This window comes from Ruminococcus difficilis, from assembly GCF_016680995.1.
The window spans coordinates 1-15,855 of record NZ_JAEQMG010000055.1; the positions used below are offsets into that span (position 1 = coordinate 1).

Here is a 15,855-nt window from a genome sequence, read left to right on the forward strand (position 1 = left end):
GTGGCTCCTGCCAGCTTTGAGGTGATGAACCCTCCCGCACCTGCACCGACAAAGCCAGTGACAAACCCTGTTGCTCCGCCAAGCAGAGAACATTTTCCGACATCTAACCAGTTCGTTTTCTAATTGCAAATGACGCTTTTTGATTAAATGTGATCTTATTAATGTTATTATCTTTAACCAAAACCGCCAACTATATATGGATAAGTAGTTAGCGGTTAACTCATGCGATATCTTATTATCAAATGCTATTATACGGAATGTATGTTATATCGAATAACCTGTTAGAATTTACAATATATTAAACCCATATCTTTTTACATAATATGTATTGAATCTTTCAATATTTGTCCACGGATTTAGTTTAACCAATCCATTTGCAAATTCAACACAATCCTTCAATTCTTCTTTGTTAGAATTAATCGACTTCTTCAATTTTTTAGCAATTTCTTCTTTTTCTATCAAAAAAGTCGCTCGATTGATTTCCTCTTGAAAAATACAAGTATCAAAGTATAACAAAGCAATATAAACATCACTCGCTCCACCAGATAATAGAATTTCTATAGCATTGCGAAATATCGTTTCTATTTGGTCAATCTTCCCCTTTTGTTCATAAAAGCAGCTTACAAGGACCTCATTAATTTCTGTTGGAAAAACATCAGATGTAAACTGTGATACCGTAATCTCATACCCTACGTCTCCACGCAACAGATTAGCAACTTCATTATTTTGTATTGCTTTCACAATTAAGTTTGTATAATCCATATTTAGCCTCCATTAATTAAAATTTAGTTTTGTAATTTGGGTATTGTCAAGAGGTATAGTATTTGTCACAGCCTCTGGAACTCCACCAGAAGTATAACCACCTGGAATCCATAAATCATTCGCACCAGTTTCGTTTCCACTTGGAATACGTACATCTAAACCAATAGTATCTTCAATGTCAATTCGCACTAAACCTCCACCTTTTTTTAAGTAATCTTTTGGAAAACCTAGTTCACTTTCAATAATAGCCAAATTGCCATTTGCTTTTTTAGCACTTCATCACAAAACTCTTTAGGCATAACAAATAATGTATTATCATCAGGAACACCAACAAACCCATTAGTTTCTGAATATCTGCTAAACGCCCACTCTGTTTGAATCACTGAAACACCATCATCAAATTGCGCCAAATGTGCTTGAATATATTCAGGGCTTAAGTAAGTAGACGGATCCGGACGCAATCCCTTATTCGTTAAGAGAATATCATTTTCAACATTGATATCCAAACCATTTTCTCTTAACTGATTCCACCGAGTATACCTTGCCGCATCCTCTGGCGACATCATATCAGCGAATGATTGCTGCGGTTTTTTGAGTCCCTGAACGTTCCCAATTGTTCCGTTGCTGTTTGGTATTGCAGATTTTCTTGCAGAAAGCACTTCTTCATAATCTATGCGTTCCATCAAAAGAGCTTCATCCAATTTATCAAATGCTTTTAGCTCCTGAGGTGTGAAACCGGAATTGCTGCCATTCTCTAAGAATGCGTTGTATCTTGCAGCGTCTTCGGGAGACATTAAATCAGCAAAGGACTGCTGTGGTTTATTTATCCCTTGAACGCTGTTGACCGCACCGCCAAGCACGGCGTCAAATAACATACTCTTTGAATCAAAGGCTTGTCTAAGCGATTCACCCACATCGCCGGTATTAATCATACCGCTCGCAAAACGGGAAATCGTTCCGCTCGTAACTTCGGAAACGCTGCCTATGGCGAAATGAGTTGCCACTCGCGTTACGGTTGAGCTTGAATTCACAAGCGGTGCTGTTATGGTGGCTCCTGCCAGCTTTGAGGTGATGAACCCTCCCGCACCTGCACCGACAAAGCCAGTGACAAACCCTGTTGCTCCGCCAAGCAGAGAACATTTTCCGACATCTAACCAGTTCGTTTTACTAAGGTCTCCCGTTTCTACCCACTGACTTGTGATGCTTTGCGTTCCCGCCATAATAACGCCGCCACCTGCGGAAATTGCTCCGGCAGTCAAAGCAACAGTCAATGGAGCTGCTCCGCCGCAGGTAGCTACCGTTAATGCAACAGATCCTACAATACAAAGCCCGGTAACCACCCAATTGATTACATTTGCAGTGTTTTTCCGATCCTCATATTCCTTCTGCAGTATTTCGATACGCGCCTGCTCATTCTCTCCCGCTATCGCCAATGCCTCTCGTTTTGCGTCAGCTTCTTCGCTGAGAGCCTGATAAGCCCTTGCAATTTCTTGCAGCGTCGTATCTTTCTGCGCTGTTTCAAGATTGAACTCTGTCTTATAGCTTTTCGGCTTTCCGAGTTGTGCGTTGAGATATGATATCAGCTTGTCCAGCAACGCTTCTGTGGCGGTAAAATCAGAATTAAGATGGCTGTTCTCAAGTGAATGAATGTCTTGATCCAACGTATCTATTTTATTGTTTCGTAAGCGCTGTCTACCGTGGAATAATCACACGTTTAAATTCCACTATATTTTTTCAAACTGATATATCCTTATAAGGGTGTTTTTTTAATATTTCATCAATTTCGCATTGATATTTATTTGCATAATCAGCACTAATTCTATTTAACAGCTTCAACTGTTTATCAAATAATAGTCTACGTGAATCTTCATTGGCTCTTCTATGTTCTAATTCATAATTCAGAGCTAAAGAAAATGTAATATCTTCAAAAATATAATAAAGTATATCTTCTATTGAATTGCAATCTATCTTTTTTACGGGCTTTCCCCTCTCTGTTTCAATATAATGATATCCACTTTCGTCAGAATACACAGACACACCGTCACTGAAAACGTGCTCATCATTTGAGAACAAAGGATACAAATCAGAATCATTACTTAATCCGAGTTTACTACCTAATTTATATATTTTTGATTTTAATATACTTAATTTTTTATTATCACAAATCATATAATAGTCTCCTTACTTTAATATTTCTATGTATCCGTGCTTTAACAGGTACTTCAGTGAATAATCAGATAAAAACTGTATGCCTTTTCCCGGCTGATTAAACCATGGTGCAATTTCCCCAGCTTTAACATCAAAAGGCTGGACTACACGGTATCGGTTATATGGTTGTCTTTCCATAAATGGCGGCAATGCTCTTTCAGCATAAGGGGTTCCGTCCGGAGAAAAAATATCTTCCCGATCCATTGCTACCATATCTATCAATAATTGTACCAGAAGTAAGAGTTTCAACATGATAAACGCCATTTGTAAAACCATCCGTGTTTATATCACCGTTTGTTCCCGGATATAGGCGAGCTTCAGAATATTTGTCTTGCCGATCTGCGTATTGCCTATGACAAGATGACTTGAAGCATTCAGATTTGAACCATTCCTGCTTCACATAATAGAATTTATTGTTCTTCTTTATGATTGTTTACACCAATACATAAATCTTTTATATTCACTAATCACCAATCTTCAACTCCTGTTTCCGTTTCAAACACAACATTATTTTTAAATCTTATTAAATAGATTTCCCAACCGCTTATAATATCTTCTCGAAGCCGATAGTAAAAAATCATATCTGTTCTGTCGTCATGTGTAGAATACTCTTCAAAGCCAACTTGCCCTTTTACCTTTTCATCATATGGCTCTCCCAATAATTCTCTTACTTCCTGCGACGTCATGCCAATGAGATTGTAATTTTCTTTCAAGTCTTTTATGTAATGATACTTTTGACTGTCTTCTGTTTGTATCCATTTTTCGGTTGAAAACTTCCTGTCTGCAAAAGGAAAAGAACAACCCGATAAAACAACATATGTTATTATTAGTAATAAGCATATTATTTTTTTCATCCAAAACATCTCCTCATAATTAACTACAATTTCCAATTACTTATTTTGATTCGGCTTCAAATTTATCTTTTACAAACTTTAAAAAGGTTTCTCTACCTTCTTTAACTCTTTCAGCGTTTTTTTCTCTTGATATAAATTCACTGCCGGGCGTCCATGTATCGAGAATACTTTTAAGTTTCTTTAATCCTTCCTCCGTATTGCCATCGCCTAAGTTTTCTAAAAACTCAGTCATAGCAAATATTATTAAACGTAATCCTGTACCTATTGTATCAACATTAGAATCAATATGCAAGGGATTCGGCATTACGATGTCACAGTTCTTTGCTGACGGAGAACTGGTTGAGGTAAATAATAAAACAAGAGATCTACTTGATTGTTGGTCAGCATTATCGGAAGAACAGAGGGATGCAGCCCTCGTTCTCCTTAAAAAGATGAATCAAAAATAAACTCGTTTGCAATATATTATAGCATACTATAACCAACTTTGGCTATATTTTTGATACAATTATTTCATATTATATTACCAAACTTTTTAGTACAATATAACTAAGGATGGTGATAGTGATATGGACGTAAACGAGAGATTGCGGAAGATGTTAGACGAACGCGGTTTGACAACCTACAAGATGGCAGAATTATCAGGCTTATCACACACTACCTTAGCCAATGTTTTCAAAAGAAACACTGTACCCTCAATCAACACCTTGCAAGCGATCTGCAAAGGATTTGGGATAACGCTCTCTCAATTTTTCGCCGAGGGCGATATGGTAGAAATGACACCGGAGTTAAAGGAGCTGTTCGACGGTTGGGTAAATCTCAATCCCGAACAAAAAGCTGCCGTTCAGCAAATGATTAACGCTATGAACAACAGCAAATGAATGATGTATGCCGTCCTGTTGGGCGGCGTTTTTATTTGTAATTGTATCTCCAATTATCATACTTTTCTTTACTGATTTCTCCGTTTGAATAGCGATCATATTCTCTTTGCCATTCATTGATCGCTTTCTTGAGCCTGTCGGAAGTACAATCATCAAGCGTGAAGCGGAAGCTGTATAAATCCTCCAAGATAAACAAGGTGTGCATTACTCCGATAACATTATCGAGATCGGGGACGGATAGAGCGTTGGGAGATACTTCAAGTACATCTGCGATTTTACGCAACAAATCAGCCTTTGGCGTTCTTGTTCCGCTTTCATATTGCGCGATGCGAATATCCGCGCTGTTCTCCGGCAAGCCTGCCGCTTTACCCAAGTGTTTCATCGTCATATTCCTCTTTTTACGAATAAATCTAATTCTTTTGCCTATCATTCTAACGGCTCCTTTCATATTTATGTATCAGATACCGCCCACTCGGACGGTATCTTTTGTTTTAGTATGCCGGAGCGCCGTAGCCCTTTATCTCATAATAACCGATAGGATATGAGTTTTCCTGACAGGCGTCGCTTGAATTGCCTTCGATGGTGTAAACTCTACCGCCTTCGACTTTCTCGACGATTCCTGTGTGATCGCCGCCTCCGTCAAGACCGTCATATGCCCAATCGAAGAATATTATCATTCCTGCCTGCGGTTCTTCGTCCTTGTCAAGCCACTGACCTTTCGCCTTGAACCAATCAGCGCCGTCATCGACGACGGAATACTTCGGAATGATACCGGCCTCGATATAGCCACACTCATTGGCGCACCAACTGACGAAACAGCAGCACCACTCGACACGGGAGCTAAAGCCGTACCAAGACCAATAAGGCTGTCCGCCGACATTGCCGAGCTGTTCCTGCGCTACCTTGACAATATCGCTGTTCGCGCCGCCTGATATACCGTGCAGCACATCAAGCCAAAGGACATTGTTCTTGTCCTCCAACAGCGCACGGCACATTTTCTTTTGTTCGGCAGTAAACGATTTCTTATCCATCATCGTGTCAAGGTCGAGGTGCGAGGTCGTGATATACAAGTAGGTTTTAGTGACGTTCTTTTCTTTCTTGACCTTCTTGCCTTTTTCCGTGACCTCGACAAGCTCCTTCTCGGTTTTCTTCTCTGTACGGGATTCAACAGAGTTCATTTCCCAAAACAGTTTGCGGAGATCTTCTTTCTTGCCTTCGTCCATCGTAGCAACCTCAACAGGTTCGTCGGGATTGGCAGGATTGGTGTCTGCCATATTCTTCCAGACTGCATAGACGGCGATGACCTCTTTCCAAGCCGCGCGCGTACCTGACGTTTCGAGCTTGTCATAGGTGTGACTACTTTTTATATCTTCAATCTTCTGCGTGTATTCGGCGTTGATTTCCTCAACAGCCGTCCGCATTGTGATACCTGTGCCTGAATCCTCGCCGGACGCGAACACGCCGAAAACGGAACAGAGGATCAATGCTATCAGGCAGATTACAATGATGATAACAACAGCTACCCAACCGCCTGCGGCAATAGCGGATGCCAATGCCTTGATAGCGGCTATAATCGCCTTGATGATTTTGATAAGGAGCTGAACGGCAGCCTTTGCCGCCTTAACCGCAGCTTTAGCGGCCGCTTTCGCCGCCTGAGCTGCTTTCTGTGCCGCCTTTGCCGTAGCCTTCGCCGTTTTTTGCGCAGCCTTCGCCGCGTGTTTTGAGGTTTTGATAGCCGCTTTTGACGTTTTCTCGGCGGTTTTAATGGAAGTCTTGGCGGTCTTGACCGTTCCTTTCTGAGCCGTCTTGATGGTCGCTTTTCCTGCGGATCGGGCTGATTGCTTGATTGATTTTGAAGCAGATTGTTCTACCGTGCGAATACTTCTCCGCCCCGCGCTGTTTGCAGCCCTGGCGGATTTTTCAGCGGACTTTTTCGCCATATCCTTAGACGCTTGCTGTGCAGTATTCTCAACTCTGTTTTTTACTCTGTCCTCAATCTTGCGCTCAACCTTGTCCTTGACCTTATCAGCGCCTTTCCTGACCGCTTTTTTGGTCTGGTGGGCAGCTTCTTCTACGGTGCGTTTGGTGCCGGATTCCATTCTGTCGGATGCGTACTCGGCGGCGTTATGCTCCTCGGCTTCAACAGAATGCTCGGCTGAATCCTTCGTCTGGATATAAGCCGACTTCATACGGGCAGAGGCGACCTTTGCTCTGTCAAGCGTTTTGATCGTGCCTTTGAACGTATCTCTTGTTTTAATATCAGGCATTCAATCGCCTACTTCCTTTTCGCTACAACTACAAGTCTGCCGTTATCGTGGGTATATTCACAGGTAGCAAGCGTGAGGAGTTTGTCGCCGTACTTTGCGGAAACGCCTGTTTCATAGAAAGACAATGCCTTGCACTTTGCAACAAAGGTGGAAAAGTGGTCGGGATCATAGGAATTGACAAACTCATAAAACTTAAATGAGTTCTTATCGTCCTGATCGACAGGGATGGCAAAGACAGCGAGAATATCATAGTCGGCTTTTCTGTCAAGCGTATCAAAGCTGATTGTCTTATGGGACGACCAAAAGTCCTTGCTTCTGAACAGCTCCAGATTAGCGAACATTGAGCCGTCGTTCATATGGTGAGCATAGACGATAACATTGTCCGAAGGCGTTTTGACATCGCAATTCGCCTGAACATAAGGGCAGCCGTAAACTGACTGATTTTTATAGAAATCGTGGTCAAGATAGTAGTCGGGATTGCTCTTTGTCTGCATAACAGGATAGTTGATATTGGTATCGTTTATCTTTATCCATCCTACCATATCGGGATTTGCGCTCGCGTTCATCGTTGTCGTGTAGTTCTGATAGTTTCCGCCTGCGCTGCCTGTGCCGCTGTTGCCGCCGACGGTGTTATCCGTATAAGGATTGACAGCCGCTTCTGTCGCTGAAACGGCTGTGCTGTCCTCCGTAGCCGCGACTTCTGCGGCTACGGTTTCATAGGTTTTCTTATTATCTTCGGATTCCATCTTGTTCTTGATATGAAAATAGGTGCTAACGCCGCAAACGGCGACAAGCAGTACAATCATACCAATCAAAAGTTTCTTGCTCATAGGGCTGTATCCTTTCTTTTAGGCTACCGAAGATTCACCGGGCTTGGTGGTCATCAAACGGTAGAGCTTGGTATCTGTGGGGAATTTGTTTGCAAACGGAACAAGCGCGCTGCCGACCTTAATCAAGCCGTGTCCAGCTTCGGAGTTCGTGATATAGGAAAGCTGTAACTCGGAAATATTCAGCAAGTGCGCAAGCTCATCTCTGTCAGTCGATGCCTGATTGAGCATTACGATAAACTCAGAGTTTGCAAGCATAGTACGGGCAGTATGGCTCTGTAACAGATCTTCGACGTTCTGCGTGATTCCCGTCGCAACCGCGCCGTACTTGCGGACGCGCTTCCAGAGGGTGAACAAGAAATTTGCGGAGTATTCGTGTTGGAACAGCAGATAGATCTCGTCGATAAAGATATAGGTTTCCTTGCCCTTTGCTCTGTTCTCGGTAATGCGGTTGAGGATACTGTCCATAACGACCAACATACCGAACGACATCAGGTGCTTGCCGAGGTCGAGAATATCGTAACAAATCAGGCTGTTTTCGGTATCAACATTTGTTTCCTTTGCAAAGGTGTTCATTGAGCCTTCGATATACAACTCAATATCGAGCGCAATATCGTGAGCCTCCGGCTCAGGCTGTCTTAACAGTTCCTCACGGAAATCCTTTAAGGTCGGCACCTTGCCCGTGTAGTTGTTTTGCAGATAGCTCCGATAAACATTAGCAGTACAACGGTCGATGATAGACTTCTCTTTCGCGCCGATGGGAACAAACTGCTCGCACAGCGACATAAGGAATTCCGATTTGAGGGTGATCGGGTTTCCGTCCTCACCGTAGTCCTTCGACATATCCATAGCGTTGATATGGTTGTCAGAGGTTGCCGAAAGATTGATGACTTCGCCGCCCAACGCGCGGACAAGCGCGCCGTATTCTCTCTCAGGATCAATGATGATAATATCCGCATTGGTCGCAAGCCGCAGATTGGTAATATCGCTCTTGGCAAAGAACGATTTACCGCCGCCCGAAACGCCGAGAACAAAAGCGTTGCCGTTAAGGAGCTGCTTACGGTTAGCGATAATCATATTTTTCGATACAACATTCTGACCGTAGTAAATGCCCTTTTCGTGGAATACTTCTTCCGCACGGAACGGCATCAGAACAGAAAGAGATTCGGTTGTGAGGGTACGCAAGGAATCAATCTTGCGAACGCCGAACGGGAGCGCGGTGTTCAGACCGTCCATCTGCTGATACTTCAAAACTGCAAACTGACAAAGGTGCTTTCTCGCTGTCGTGAGAAGTTCGTCGGTATCGTTGTCGAGCTGCTCTTTGGTGTCTGCCGTGTGTACCAATGTCAGAACAGCGAACATCATACGCTGATCGCGCGTTGTCAAATCGTCGAGAAACTCCTTCATCTCGGTTCTCTGCTGTTCCATATCATAAGGAATGGTAGCCGAGAAATTGTTGTTGGAGTTCTGCCTGCGCTGCCAATTCGTTATATTGGTTTCGACACCGAGTAAACGGCTCTCGGCTTCACGGACAGCTTCATCCGTTGGAACAGGGATAACGTCAATCGACATCATCATATTGCGGTTAAGCTCCGTGATCTCGGAAATCATACTGTCCTTGATATAAGAAGCGTAATCGCGCAGGAACATCACTCTGCCGTATCTGTCGCCGATTTTGAAATAGTCCTTTTTGAATTCCATTGTATCGGGGCAGATATAGTCCTTGAAGCTGTGTCCCTTCTTGCGGTTTTCTTTGATATTGAAATGGAACGCGCTTTCTTCGCCGACGCGGTAAAAGTCGTGAATAACGCGCAGGCGCTCCGTCGCGTCAAGCTCTACACATTGACTGCCGAGCTTTTTCAGAATAGTTCTGAAATCATTACAAATGCGAGTAAAGTAGTTGCGCGCGTCCTCGATATTCTTCTTGCAGACAGATACCGTAATATATTTGTCCTGTACCATAGAATTTGAGCTTGTCGCCTTCTCAAGCAGCATTTCGTTGTATTCCTTACGGTAAACATCAAGCTCATCGCCCCTGAGAGGGATAAGGATAGACCGTTCAAAATCCACACGATTCAGTCTGCGGTTGTTGATAGTGACCTTTGTTGTCGCGCCGCTGTCAAAGCTGTTGAGCAGTTCGGAGTATGCAAGAAACATCTCCTTCTTATCCTCGTTGCTTGCAACGGCATAGTTAATATCGGTAAATTTGAAGGTTTTTGTAAACTTGTCCTTACCGACGCGGAAAATACCATCGTCATAAATGGCAGTAATCGGAATAACATCCTGAACACCTTTCGGCACAACAAATCTTTCCTTGTCCTGCCTGAAGATGTTGCGAAGCGTTTTAATCATCGGCTTTTTTCCTCCTTTTGCTTTTTCTCAATGCTTGGCTTCATAATTTCATAGTAGGTGTTGGTAGAATGAAATGTCAGTTTCTTCGGAATTAAAAACTCCGACTTAAACCAAGCAATTACGAATTGTTCAGCGGTCATACCGTTGTACTTCACAAAGCCCAGCGCAGCAAACGGAGCTGCAGCGAGAATACAGATCCAAGAAGTCGTTTCCGTTCCCAACATAGGCTTCAAAAGGAAGAAACCAGCTACCGCTACCGCAAGCGCGCAGGCAGAAAAAATGATCTGTCGAAGTGACAGACCAAAAAATACCGCTTCCGTGTACTCACGGATTTCTCTGTTTATTTTTACTTCCATTAAGCATTTCTCCTTTATTAAAGTCCCATCATCTCACGGATGATTCTGTCGGACATTTTAACCGTACCGACCAATACAAGCATATTAAATAACAGCTCGCCGATATATGCCCATACCATTGTTACGGCAGAAGCGTCCTCTGCCACAACAGGCGGCGATGAAACAAACAGCGAAAAGATAATGCAAGCCAGTACGATAACAGCGCCCTCTAAGCAAACGGCGCAATAGCTTTTCAAAAAGCTCTTGCCGACATTCTGCGTAGGCTCGCCTGCAAAGGTAGATAACGGAATCGGCGCAATCGCCGTGTACATATACAGCTTGAAAAATCTGCCGTACACGCTCATTATCATAATGAACGACATTACCGTGATGAACAGTCCGCCGATCAGCGTGACCGCCCATAACGGTATGCTCTCCCAAAAACCGCAGTTCTCAATCGCCGTTACCATCTTGTCAGGCAACACCGTATCGGTAGCCGATGCAACTCCTGATGAAGTCATAATCTGAGCGATAACGCTCTGGACGATTCCAAACAGAGTTGTCATCAGCTCCATTCCGCTTGTAATTAGAGCTTTCGCCAAAACAAAGCGGACAAATAGCTTTACAGCGTGTTCGGGCTTTTTTACCTCTGCAAAACTGCCACAGGTTTTTACAACACCGATGACAAAGAACAGTACAAGCAATCCTGTTCCGATTGCCTGCATAGCGGTATTGACATTTGAGATAGCAGTCCAAATTCCGCCGCCCTTGAAGTTTTTTGGATCGGTCAGTATAAGCGACCATAGTTCGGTAACTTTCGCGTTCCAAGTGTCGAGCGCGTTTTGCAAATTGCCAACAACCCAATTATCGGACATTAAAGCACCTCCTTAATAGTTTGAGGTATGGCCGCAAAAGCAGCCATACCTCTTGTCTGTTTAAGAGCCGATAATGAGATTGAGGATTTCCTTTGCAAAGGTGATGATTACGCCGCCTGCAAGGGTTAAAAAGCCGTTAGCTCTCTGCGACGGATCGTGTGATTTAAGCGAAAGACCGATCTGTACGATACCAAAGCCGGTCAGGATCAGACCAATCGCGCGGATAAGTCCAAAGATAAAGGTGGAAAGGTTGTTGATTGCGGAAAGTGCATCATTACCAGCCGCAAACGCGGTTACGGAAAAGCAGCACACGGCAAGCATTACGGCGATTACAACAGCGCAGTAAACACGAAAGCCTGTTTTGACCTTGCCCTTCATCGGCAGACGGTTAGAATTCTTTTTAGAAAATCTCATTGTTAATTACTCCTGTTCTTTTAATAATTCTTCTTCAAGCTCCTCGCTTGATTTGAGTTCATAGCTTGTTTCAAATGATTCTGATTTTTCAAGCCAAGATACATCAAAGCTCTCAAGCTGAATAGATGCGACATCATCTTTAACCTCGCCGTGACGGTAGAATCCTCCGCTGCCGTCGGCTGTCAGGTCAACATTGGGATGCTTCAATATATCGTATTTCAAGTCCTTTACAGGACGTTCACCTCTGATAAAGAGGATTGCATAGTCGTTATCAAGCAGTCTGACTTCATCGGGCGTCATCAGTTCTCTGCCGACAATCTGATAATTCGTTGAATAGTTACCACTGTGTCCGGTACTCTTGCCGTAAGTGTTGGTGTCGATAGTTTCTTTTCCGAGTAGCTCCGAAACATACTTATGCGTACTCTGTTCGTTGCCGCCGAGATAGAGAAATTCATCGCAGTTGCCGACAATACTTTCCCATTGCTTTTCAAACAACGCTTTGAGCTGTGCCAAGTTCTGCAAAATGATACTGACCGATACGCCGCGCGAGCGCATTGTCGCAAGGTCTTTGTCAAAATCATCGGGCAGTGAAACATTGGCAAATTCGTCCATCAGAAAATGGACGGGTACGGGCAAGGCTCCCTTATAAACAAAGTCCGCGTCGTGAAAAAGCTGTTGAAACAACTGCGTATAGAGAATGGATACCAAGAAATTAAAACTTGAATCGTTGTCGGGAATAAGCGCAAATAAAGCAGTCTTTTTCTTTCCTAACAGCGATAAATCCATTTCATCTGTCGCAGTCAGCGCGGCGACACTGTCAAGGTTGAATTTTTCAAGCCTTGCTATCAGCGTTATCTGTATAGATTTCAGCGTTTTAGCCGAGCCTGAGTGATAACCTTTGTAATACTTAACCGCGATGTGTTCGGGATTGCGACATTCAAGCCGATGGAATAGAATATCCAGCGGCGTGTCATCGTTGCTGTCCTCATCCTCAATCGCTCCTGCTCTGAGCATTTCCATCACCATCGGGAAGTTTTGCTCCTCAACAGGCGCTTCGTGATGAAGATAACACATCAAGGCGGTCAACAGCATTGAAGCGGATGTGTCCCAAAAGGGATCGTTGCTCTGCGAGCCTTTCGGTGTAGTAGCTTTGAAAAGGTTTGTGACCAGCTTTTGAATATCGTTATCGTTCTGGATATACACGAATGGATTGTAGCAGTGACTTCGCTCCATATTGAGTAAGTCAAGCACTCGGATTTCATAGCCTTCCGCTTCAAGCAAGTTGCCCGTATCTCTCAAAATCTCTCCCTTAGGATCGAGGATAACGAATGACGTATTGCATTGCATCAGGTTTGGCTTACAGTAAAACCTTGTTTTACCCGCGCCGGAGCCGCCGCATACAAGCGTATTGAGATTGCGCCTATGCCTTTTGGCATTCAAGCCGATACGCACATTCTGCGTCATCAGCTTATTCTTGAATTCGTTTCGCTGGCGATATTTCTTGTTGATCTTCTCGGCTTCGCCCCACTTAGCAGAGCCGTGTTCCTCACCGTGACGGTAGTTCCTCCGTGTGGAAAGATAAATACCGATACCAACAAGATAGGCGGCAAGAAAAAGGAGGACAGTTTTTAGGCTGTCCTCACATAACTTGATATTCAACGGATTTTCAAAGGCTTTCGAGATAGAGGATAACATCTCAACAAGTCCGCCCTTCGCATAAGGAGCGACACACAGCGCAATCCAAACGACAGGGACGATACCTGTTACCGATAAAATCAGAATGGTCTTTTTGTCGTTACCTCGCATCATCTACGCTCTTTTCAACCACCTTGAGCTTTTTCTGCGGCGCGTGTCCAACCTTTACAATCAGATCGTCCACCTCGTCGGTTGTGATGCCGCTCTCTATCAGCTCCGTTTTCAGAGTGTTAAGAGAACGAATGATGATACTATGCTCGTCATCATCGAGGTAGAGATGATAATGAGGCTCTTTCACAGAAAGCACCTCCGCTTATCTCTCGCGGTCTTTGGAGCGCTCCTGCTTCTGTCGGTAAAGCTCATCGGAAACACGAGAATGAATCTCGCCCATAGCAGAACGCATCTGCGACAGCTCGGAGCGAACAGCCTTCGCGTCCATATCCTTCCAGTCGGACGGAATACGGTTGACAGCAAAGCTCTTGGTATCAATACCGAGCTTTTTGCAGACCATATAGCCGACACAGACGGCTTTGAAGCCCATCTCTCTGCGGTTATAGCTGTCGTTCTCCAAAGAAAGCTGTGCAAACGCAAGCTCCTGTGCGATATTTTGACACAGCTTTACGTTGTCGCTGAAGCCGCGCTGAATATAGAGTGTCTGATCCTCGTTCTTATAGAACGCGCCCATGCCCGGCTGCGGCATTTCGTCGATCAGCTCAACATTGACAGGTGAAGTATCCACCATCACCTCGATGACCTTATCAGGATCGCGGTTGAGGGTAGGCGCAGGCTGCTTCTTGCCGTTGGTCTGAGAAACGTCAAACATCTTTTTGACCTTGTAGGAAATACCCTGAGAGCCGTCCTTCTTGGTGTACTCAACAGGTTCCAGAATGGAAATACCCTTTACACCTTTTTTAAGGCGAACATTGTCCTCGCCCCAGCCGGAAAAGTCCTTGATTCTGGTAGCTTCGGGGAGCTGACTGAAGATCAACAAAGCGTTTGCGGGCGAATATCTGTCCATACGCGCCTGCAAGTCGAGAAATGATTTGAGCTTGTCAGGGTTCTCTGAAATCTCCTCGGCTGTGCTGTCGATCTGCTGATACAGCGCTTCTTTTTCAAGCTGCTTTTGTTCCGCCCATTCCTGCGGGCTGAGCTGCTCGCGCTGATTATTCTGACGGTTGTTTTTCTTGGCAGCAAAATCTTTTGTCATAAAGATTTATCTCTCCTTTGATTTTTTCTTTTTCGGTTTAGGCTGCTTATGCTTAGTCTGACCGTTTTTAGGCGGAGCTTTTTTCTCCGCTTTCTTTTCGGGAATCTTGCGTTCTGCTCCTTTGCTCTTGTCTGACTGAGCTTTTATCCGTTCAAGTTCTTCTCGGACGGAAGGCTTGTCAGGCTGTTTTGCTTTACCCTTATCAGAGCGCGTTGATTTCCGATCTAAGGAACGCCTTGACGGAGGGTTTTTGTCCGTTTTGGCTGCATTGGGGTTTGAATGGCTGCGCGTTTCCTTGTTCTTTTTCCCAACAGTTTCTTCAACGATAAGCTGTCCCTTCGTTTTGACAGGGCGTTCGATTTCAGCTTCTTTTCTGTCGGCTATATCCTTCTCTGCCTCAGATACAATAGATGTCTTATCGACCTTGCCAAGTTCAAAGCGGTCAACGATTCGCTGGATTTTGGATGCGTCCTCGGCACGGGCGATAATATCCACAGGGGAATTTTCGGAATTGTTGTGTCTGTCCCTGAGAACATTGTATAAAACGCCGTACCTTTTCGCTTGCTGCACAAACTTTTTCAAATCCTTTTGGGGAATCGAAAAAACCTTTAGCTCCTTGCCGGACTTAATCATATTGGTAAGTCGAGCCTTGCCTTTGGTTTTGTGTTCCTGCTTCAAGACAGAAACGAGTAACATCGCAACCTCTTTTGCCGCCGATCCTGACAGCTTCGCCGCGACTTCAAAGCCTTCGAGCGATAGTCTGACAACCTGTTCGGCAGCGTCACCGCCATTGGTCATATCTGCGCGCCTCCTTTCCTTTTGTTTTTTCTTCCTCTGCTATGACTTGTTCGAGGTTGTGTTGGATTTCTCCCGACCTCTCCAGAATATCATCGCACAGGCGAAGCTCCTTGCGGAGCTTCCATAATTTATCAGTAAGAGAAGAAATCTTCGCCTTGATTTCGGGGCGTTCCGCTTCAAAAGCCTTCATCCTCCGTTGCCTATAAAGCTGCGCTCTATCCTCGGTCAAGGTTTTTATTTCGTTCTCGACTGAACCTTTATATATAACAAGCTGCTCAACAGATTGGATGTTCTCTCTGCCAAGCAGCGTTGTTTCTGCGGTCAGCTTATCCAGCTTCATTAAATCTTCTCGCAGAAGATAATGAAGCTGAGCTGTATTCTGT

General features: G+C 44.2%; 19 protein-coding genes and 1 pseudogene. 1 reads left to right on the forward strand and 19 read right to left on the reverse strand.

Annotated elements, in window-relative coordinates:
- Positions 1-288: 288 nt before the first annotated feature.
- From JKK62_RS07015 to JKK62_RS07045, 7 genes are all read right to left on the reverse strand, one after another.
- On the reverse strand, positions 289-762 hold the full coding sequence (locus JKK62_RS07015) for a hypothetical protein (protein WP_201427304.1): 474 nt from the start codon (positions 760-762) through the stop codon (positions 289-291).
- A 12-nt stretch (positions 763-774) separates the two neighbouring features.
- A complete protein-coding gene (locus JKK62_RS07020) occupies positions 775-1,014 on the reverse strand; it encodes a hypothetical protein (protein WP_201427305.1) in 240 nt (79 codons plus the stop codon).
- Entirely contained in the window at positions 990-2,423 is a 1,434-nt protein-coding gene (locus tag JKK62_RS07025) for a hypothetical protein (RefSeq protein WP_201427306.1), read from the reverse strand. The genes JKK62_RS07020 and JKK62_RS07025 overlap by 25 nt, the downstream gene beginning before the upstream one ends.
- A gap of 73 nt (positions 2,424-2,496) precedes the next feature.
- Positions 2,497-2,931: an Imm63 family immunity protein gene (locus JKK62_RS07030; RefSeq protein WP_201427307.1), complete on the reverse strand. Its 435-nt coding sequence runs from the start codon at positions 2,929-2,931 to the stop codon at positions 2,497-2,499.
- A 12-nt stretch (positions 2,932-2,943) separates the two neighbouring features.
- Positions 2,944-3,234: a TNT domain-containing protein gene (locus tag JKK62_RS07035; protein ID WP_201427308.1), complete on the reverse strand. Its 291-nt coding sequence runs from the start codon at positions 3,232-3,234 to the stop codon at positions 2,944-2,946.
- A gap of 203 nt (positions 3,235-3,437) precedes the next feature.
- On the reverse strand, positions 3,438-3,824 hold the full coding sequence (locus JKK62_RS07040; protein WP_201427309.1) for a membrane lipoprotein lipid attachment site-containing protein: 387 nt from the start codon (positions 3,822-3,824) through the stop codon (positions 3,438-3,440).
- A 40-nt stretch (positions 3,825-3,864) separates the two neighbouring features.
- Positions 3,865-4,128 (reverse strand): hypothetical protein, encoded by a 264-nt coding sequence (locus tag JKK62_RS07045; protein WP_201427310.1) that lies wholly within the window; start codon positions 4,126-4,128, stop codon positions 3,865-3,867.
- Positions 4,129-4,390: 262 nt separating this feature from the next.
- Here JKK62_RS07045 and JKK62_RS07050 point away from each other — a divergent pair, with 262 nt between their 5' ends.
- The gene (locus tag JKK62_RS07050; RefSeq protein ID WP_201427311.1) at positions 4,391-4,702 is read left to right on the forward strand and encodes a helix-turn-helix domain-containing protein; all 312 of its coding nucleotides are present in this window, start codon (positions 4,391-4,393) and stop codon (positions 4,700-4,702) included.
- Positions 4,703-4,733: 31 nt separating this feature from the next.
- Here the strand turns inward: JKK62_RS07050 and JKK62_RS07055 are convergent, their stop codons facing one another.
- The 12 genes and pseudogenes from JKK62_RS07055 to JKK62_RS07110 form a co-directional block, all read right to left on the reverse strand.
- The gene (locus tag JKK62_RS07055) at positions 4,734-5,132 is read right to left on the reverse strand and encodes a helix-turn-helix domain-containing protein (protein ID WP_201427312.1); all 399 of its coding nucleotides are present in this window, start codon (positions 5,130-5,132) and stop codon (positions 4,734-4,736) included.
- Between the two features lie 61 nt (positions 5,133-5,193).
- Positions 5,194-6,969 carry a CHAP domain-containing protein gene (locus JKK62_RS07060; RefSeq protein WP_201427313.1) on the reverse strand — a complete coding sequence of 592 codons (1,776 nt, stop codon included), beginning with the start codon at positions 6,967-6,969 and terminating at the stop codon, positions 5,194-5,196.
- A gap of 8 nt (positions 6,970-6,977) precedes the next feature.
- The gene (locus tag JKK62_RS07065; protein ID WP_201427314.1) at positions 6,978-7,799 is read right to left on the reverse strand and encodes a class B sortase; all 822 of its coding nucleotides are present in this window, start codon (positions 7,797-7,799) and stop codon (positions 6,978-6,980) included.
- Between the two features lie 18 nt (positions 7,800-7,817).
- A complete protein-coding gene (locus JKK62_RS07070) occupies positions 7,818-10,148 on the reverse strand; it encodes a VirB4-like conjugal transfer ATPase, CD1110 family (RefSeq protein WP_201427315.1) in 2,331 nt (776 codons plus the stop codon).
- Positions 10,145-10,504, reverse strand: coding sequence for a PrgI family protein (locus JKK62_RS07075; RefSeq protein ID WP_201427316.1), 360 nt, complete (start codon positions 10,502-10,504; stop codon positions 10,145-10,147). The genes JKK62_RS07070 and JKK62_RS07075 overlap by 4 nt, the downstream gene beginning before the upstream one ends.
- A 17-nt stretch (positions 10,505-10,521) precedes the next feature.
- Complete coding sequence (locus tag JKK62_RS07080; RefSeq protein WP_201427317.1) at positions 10,522-11,358, reverse strand: VirB6/TrbL-like conjugal transfer protein, CD1112 family; 837 nt, start codon at positions 11,356-11,358, stop codon at positions 10,522-10,524.
- A 60-nt stretch (positions 11,359-11,418) separates the two neighbouring features.
- Positions 11,419-11,772: a glutamyl-tRNA amidotransferase gene (locus tag JKK62_RS07085; protein ID WP_201427318.1), complete on the reverse strand. Its 354-nt coding sequence runs from the start codon at positions 11,770-11,772 to the stop codon at positions 11,419-11,421.
- 6 nt (positions 11,773-11,778) lie between these two features.
- Complete coding sequence (locus JKK62_RS07090) at positions 11,779-13,581, reverse strand: VirD4-like conjugal transfer protein, CD1115 family (RefSeq protein ID WP_201427319.1); 1,803 nt, start codon at positions 13,579-13,581, stop codon at positions 11,779-11,781.
- Positions 13,568-13,765 (reverse strand): hypothetical protein, encoded by a 198-nt coding sequence (locus JKK62_RS07095; protein WP_201427320.1) that lies wholly within the window; start codon positions 13,763-13,765, stop codon positions 13,568-13,570. The genes JKK62_RS07090 and JKK62_RS07095 overlap by 14 nt, the downstream gene beginning before the upstream one ends.
- Before the next feature lie 15 nt (positions 13,766-13,780).
- Positions 13,781-14,674: an LtrC-like protein gene (locus JKK62_RS07100; protein ID WP_201427321.1), complete on the reverse strand. Its 894-nt coding sequence runs from the start codon at positions 14,672-14,674 to the stop codon at positions 13,781-13,783.
- A gap of 6 nt (positions 14,675-14,680) precedes the next feature.
- Positions 14,681-15,472: a PcfB family protein gene (locus JKK62_RS07105; protein WP_201427322.1), complete on the reverse strand. Its 792-nt coding sequence runs from the start codon at positions 15,470-15,472 to the stop codon at positions 14,681-14,683.
- Positions 15,456-15,855: pseudogene (locus JKK62_RS07110) on the reverse strand (relaxase/mobilization nuclease domain-containing protein); the annotation flags it as partial. The gene JKK62_RS07105 and the pseudogene JKK62_RS07110, both read right to left, overlap by 17 nt.

Coding starts and splice junctions, on each gene's coding strand:
- JKK62_RS07030 (WP_201427307.1), bottom strand. CDS start 2,931: ATGATTTGTGATAATAAAAAATTAAGTATATTAAAATCAAAAATATAT.
- JKK62_RS07040 (WP_201427309.1), bottom strand. CDS start 3,824: ATGAAAAAAATAATATGCTTATTACTAATAATAACATATGTTGTTTTA.
- JKK62_RS07105 (WP_201427322.1), bottom strand. CDS start 15,472: ATGACCAATGGCGGTGACGCTGCCGAACAGGTTGTCAGACTATCGCTC.
- JKK62_RS07070 (WP_201427315.1), bottom strand. CDS start 10,148: ATGATTAAAACGCTTCGCAACATCTTCAGGCAGGACAAGGAAAGATTT.
- JKK62_RS07100 (WP_201427321.1), bottom strand. CDS start 14,674: ATGACAAAAGATTTTGCTGCCAAGAAAAACAACCGTCAGAATAATCAG.
- JKK62_RS07050 (WP_201427311.1), top strand. CDS start 4,391: ATGGACGTAAACGAGAGATTGCGGAAGATGTTAGACGAACGCGGTTTG.
- JKK62_RS07080 (WP_201427317.1), bottom strand. CDS start 11,358: ATGTCCGATAATTGGGTTGTTGGCAATTTGCAAAACGCGCTCGACACT.
- JKK62_RS07015 (WP_201427304.1), bottom strand. CDS start 762: ATGGATTATACAAACTTAATTGTGAAAGCAATACAAAATAATGAAGTT.
- JKK62_RS07035 (WP_201427308.1), bottom strand. CDS start 3,234: ATGGCGTTTATCATGTTGAAACTCTTACTTCTGGTACAATTATTGATA.
- JKK62_RS07085 (WP_201427318.1), bottom strand. CDS start 11,772: ATGAGATTTTCTAAAAAGAATTCTAACCGTCTGCCGATGAAGGGCAAG.
- JKK62_RS07045 (WP_201427310.1), bottom strand. CDS start 4,128: ATGCCGAATCCCTTGCATATTGATTCTAATGTTGATACAATAGGTACA.
- JKK62_RS07090 (WP_201427319.1), bottom strand. CDS start 13,581: ATGATGCGAGGTAACGACAAAAAGACCATTCTGATTTTATCGGTAACA.
- JKK62_RS07055 (WP_201427312.1), bottom strand. CDS start 5,132: ATGATAGGCAAAAGAATTAGATTTATTCGTAAAAAGAGGAATATGACG.
- JKK62_RS07065 (WP_201427314.1), bottom strand. CDS start 7,799: ATGAGCAAGAAACTTTTGATTGGTATGATTGTACTGCTTGTCGCCGTT.
- JKK62_RS07060 (WP_201427313.1), bottom strand. CDS start 6,969: ATGCCTGATATTAAAACAAGAGATACGTTCAAAGGCACGATCAAAACG.
- JKK62_RS07075 (WP_201427316.1), bottom strand. CDS start 10,504: ATGGAAGTAAAAATAAACAGAGAAATCCGTGAGTACACGGAAGCGGTA.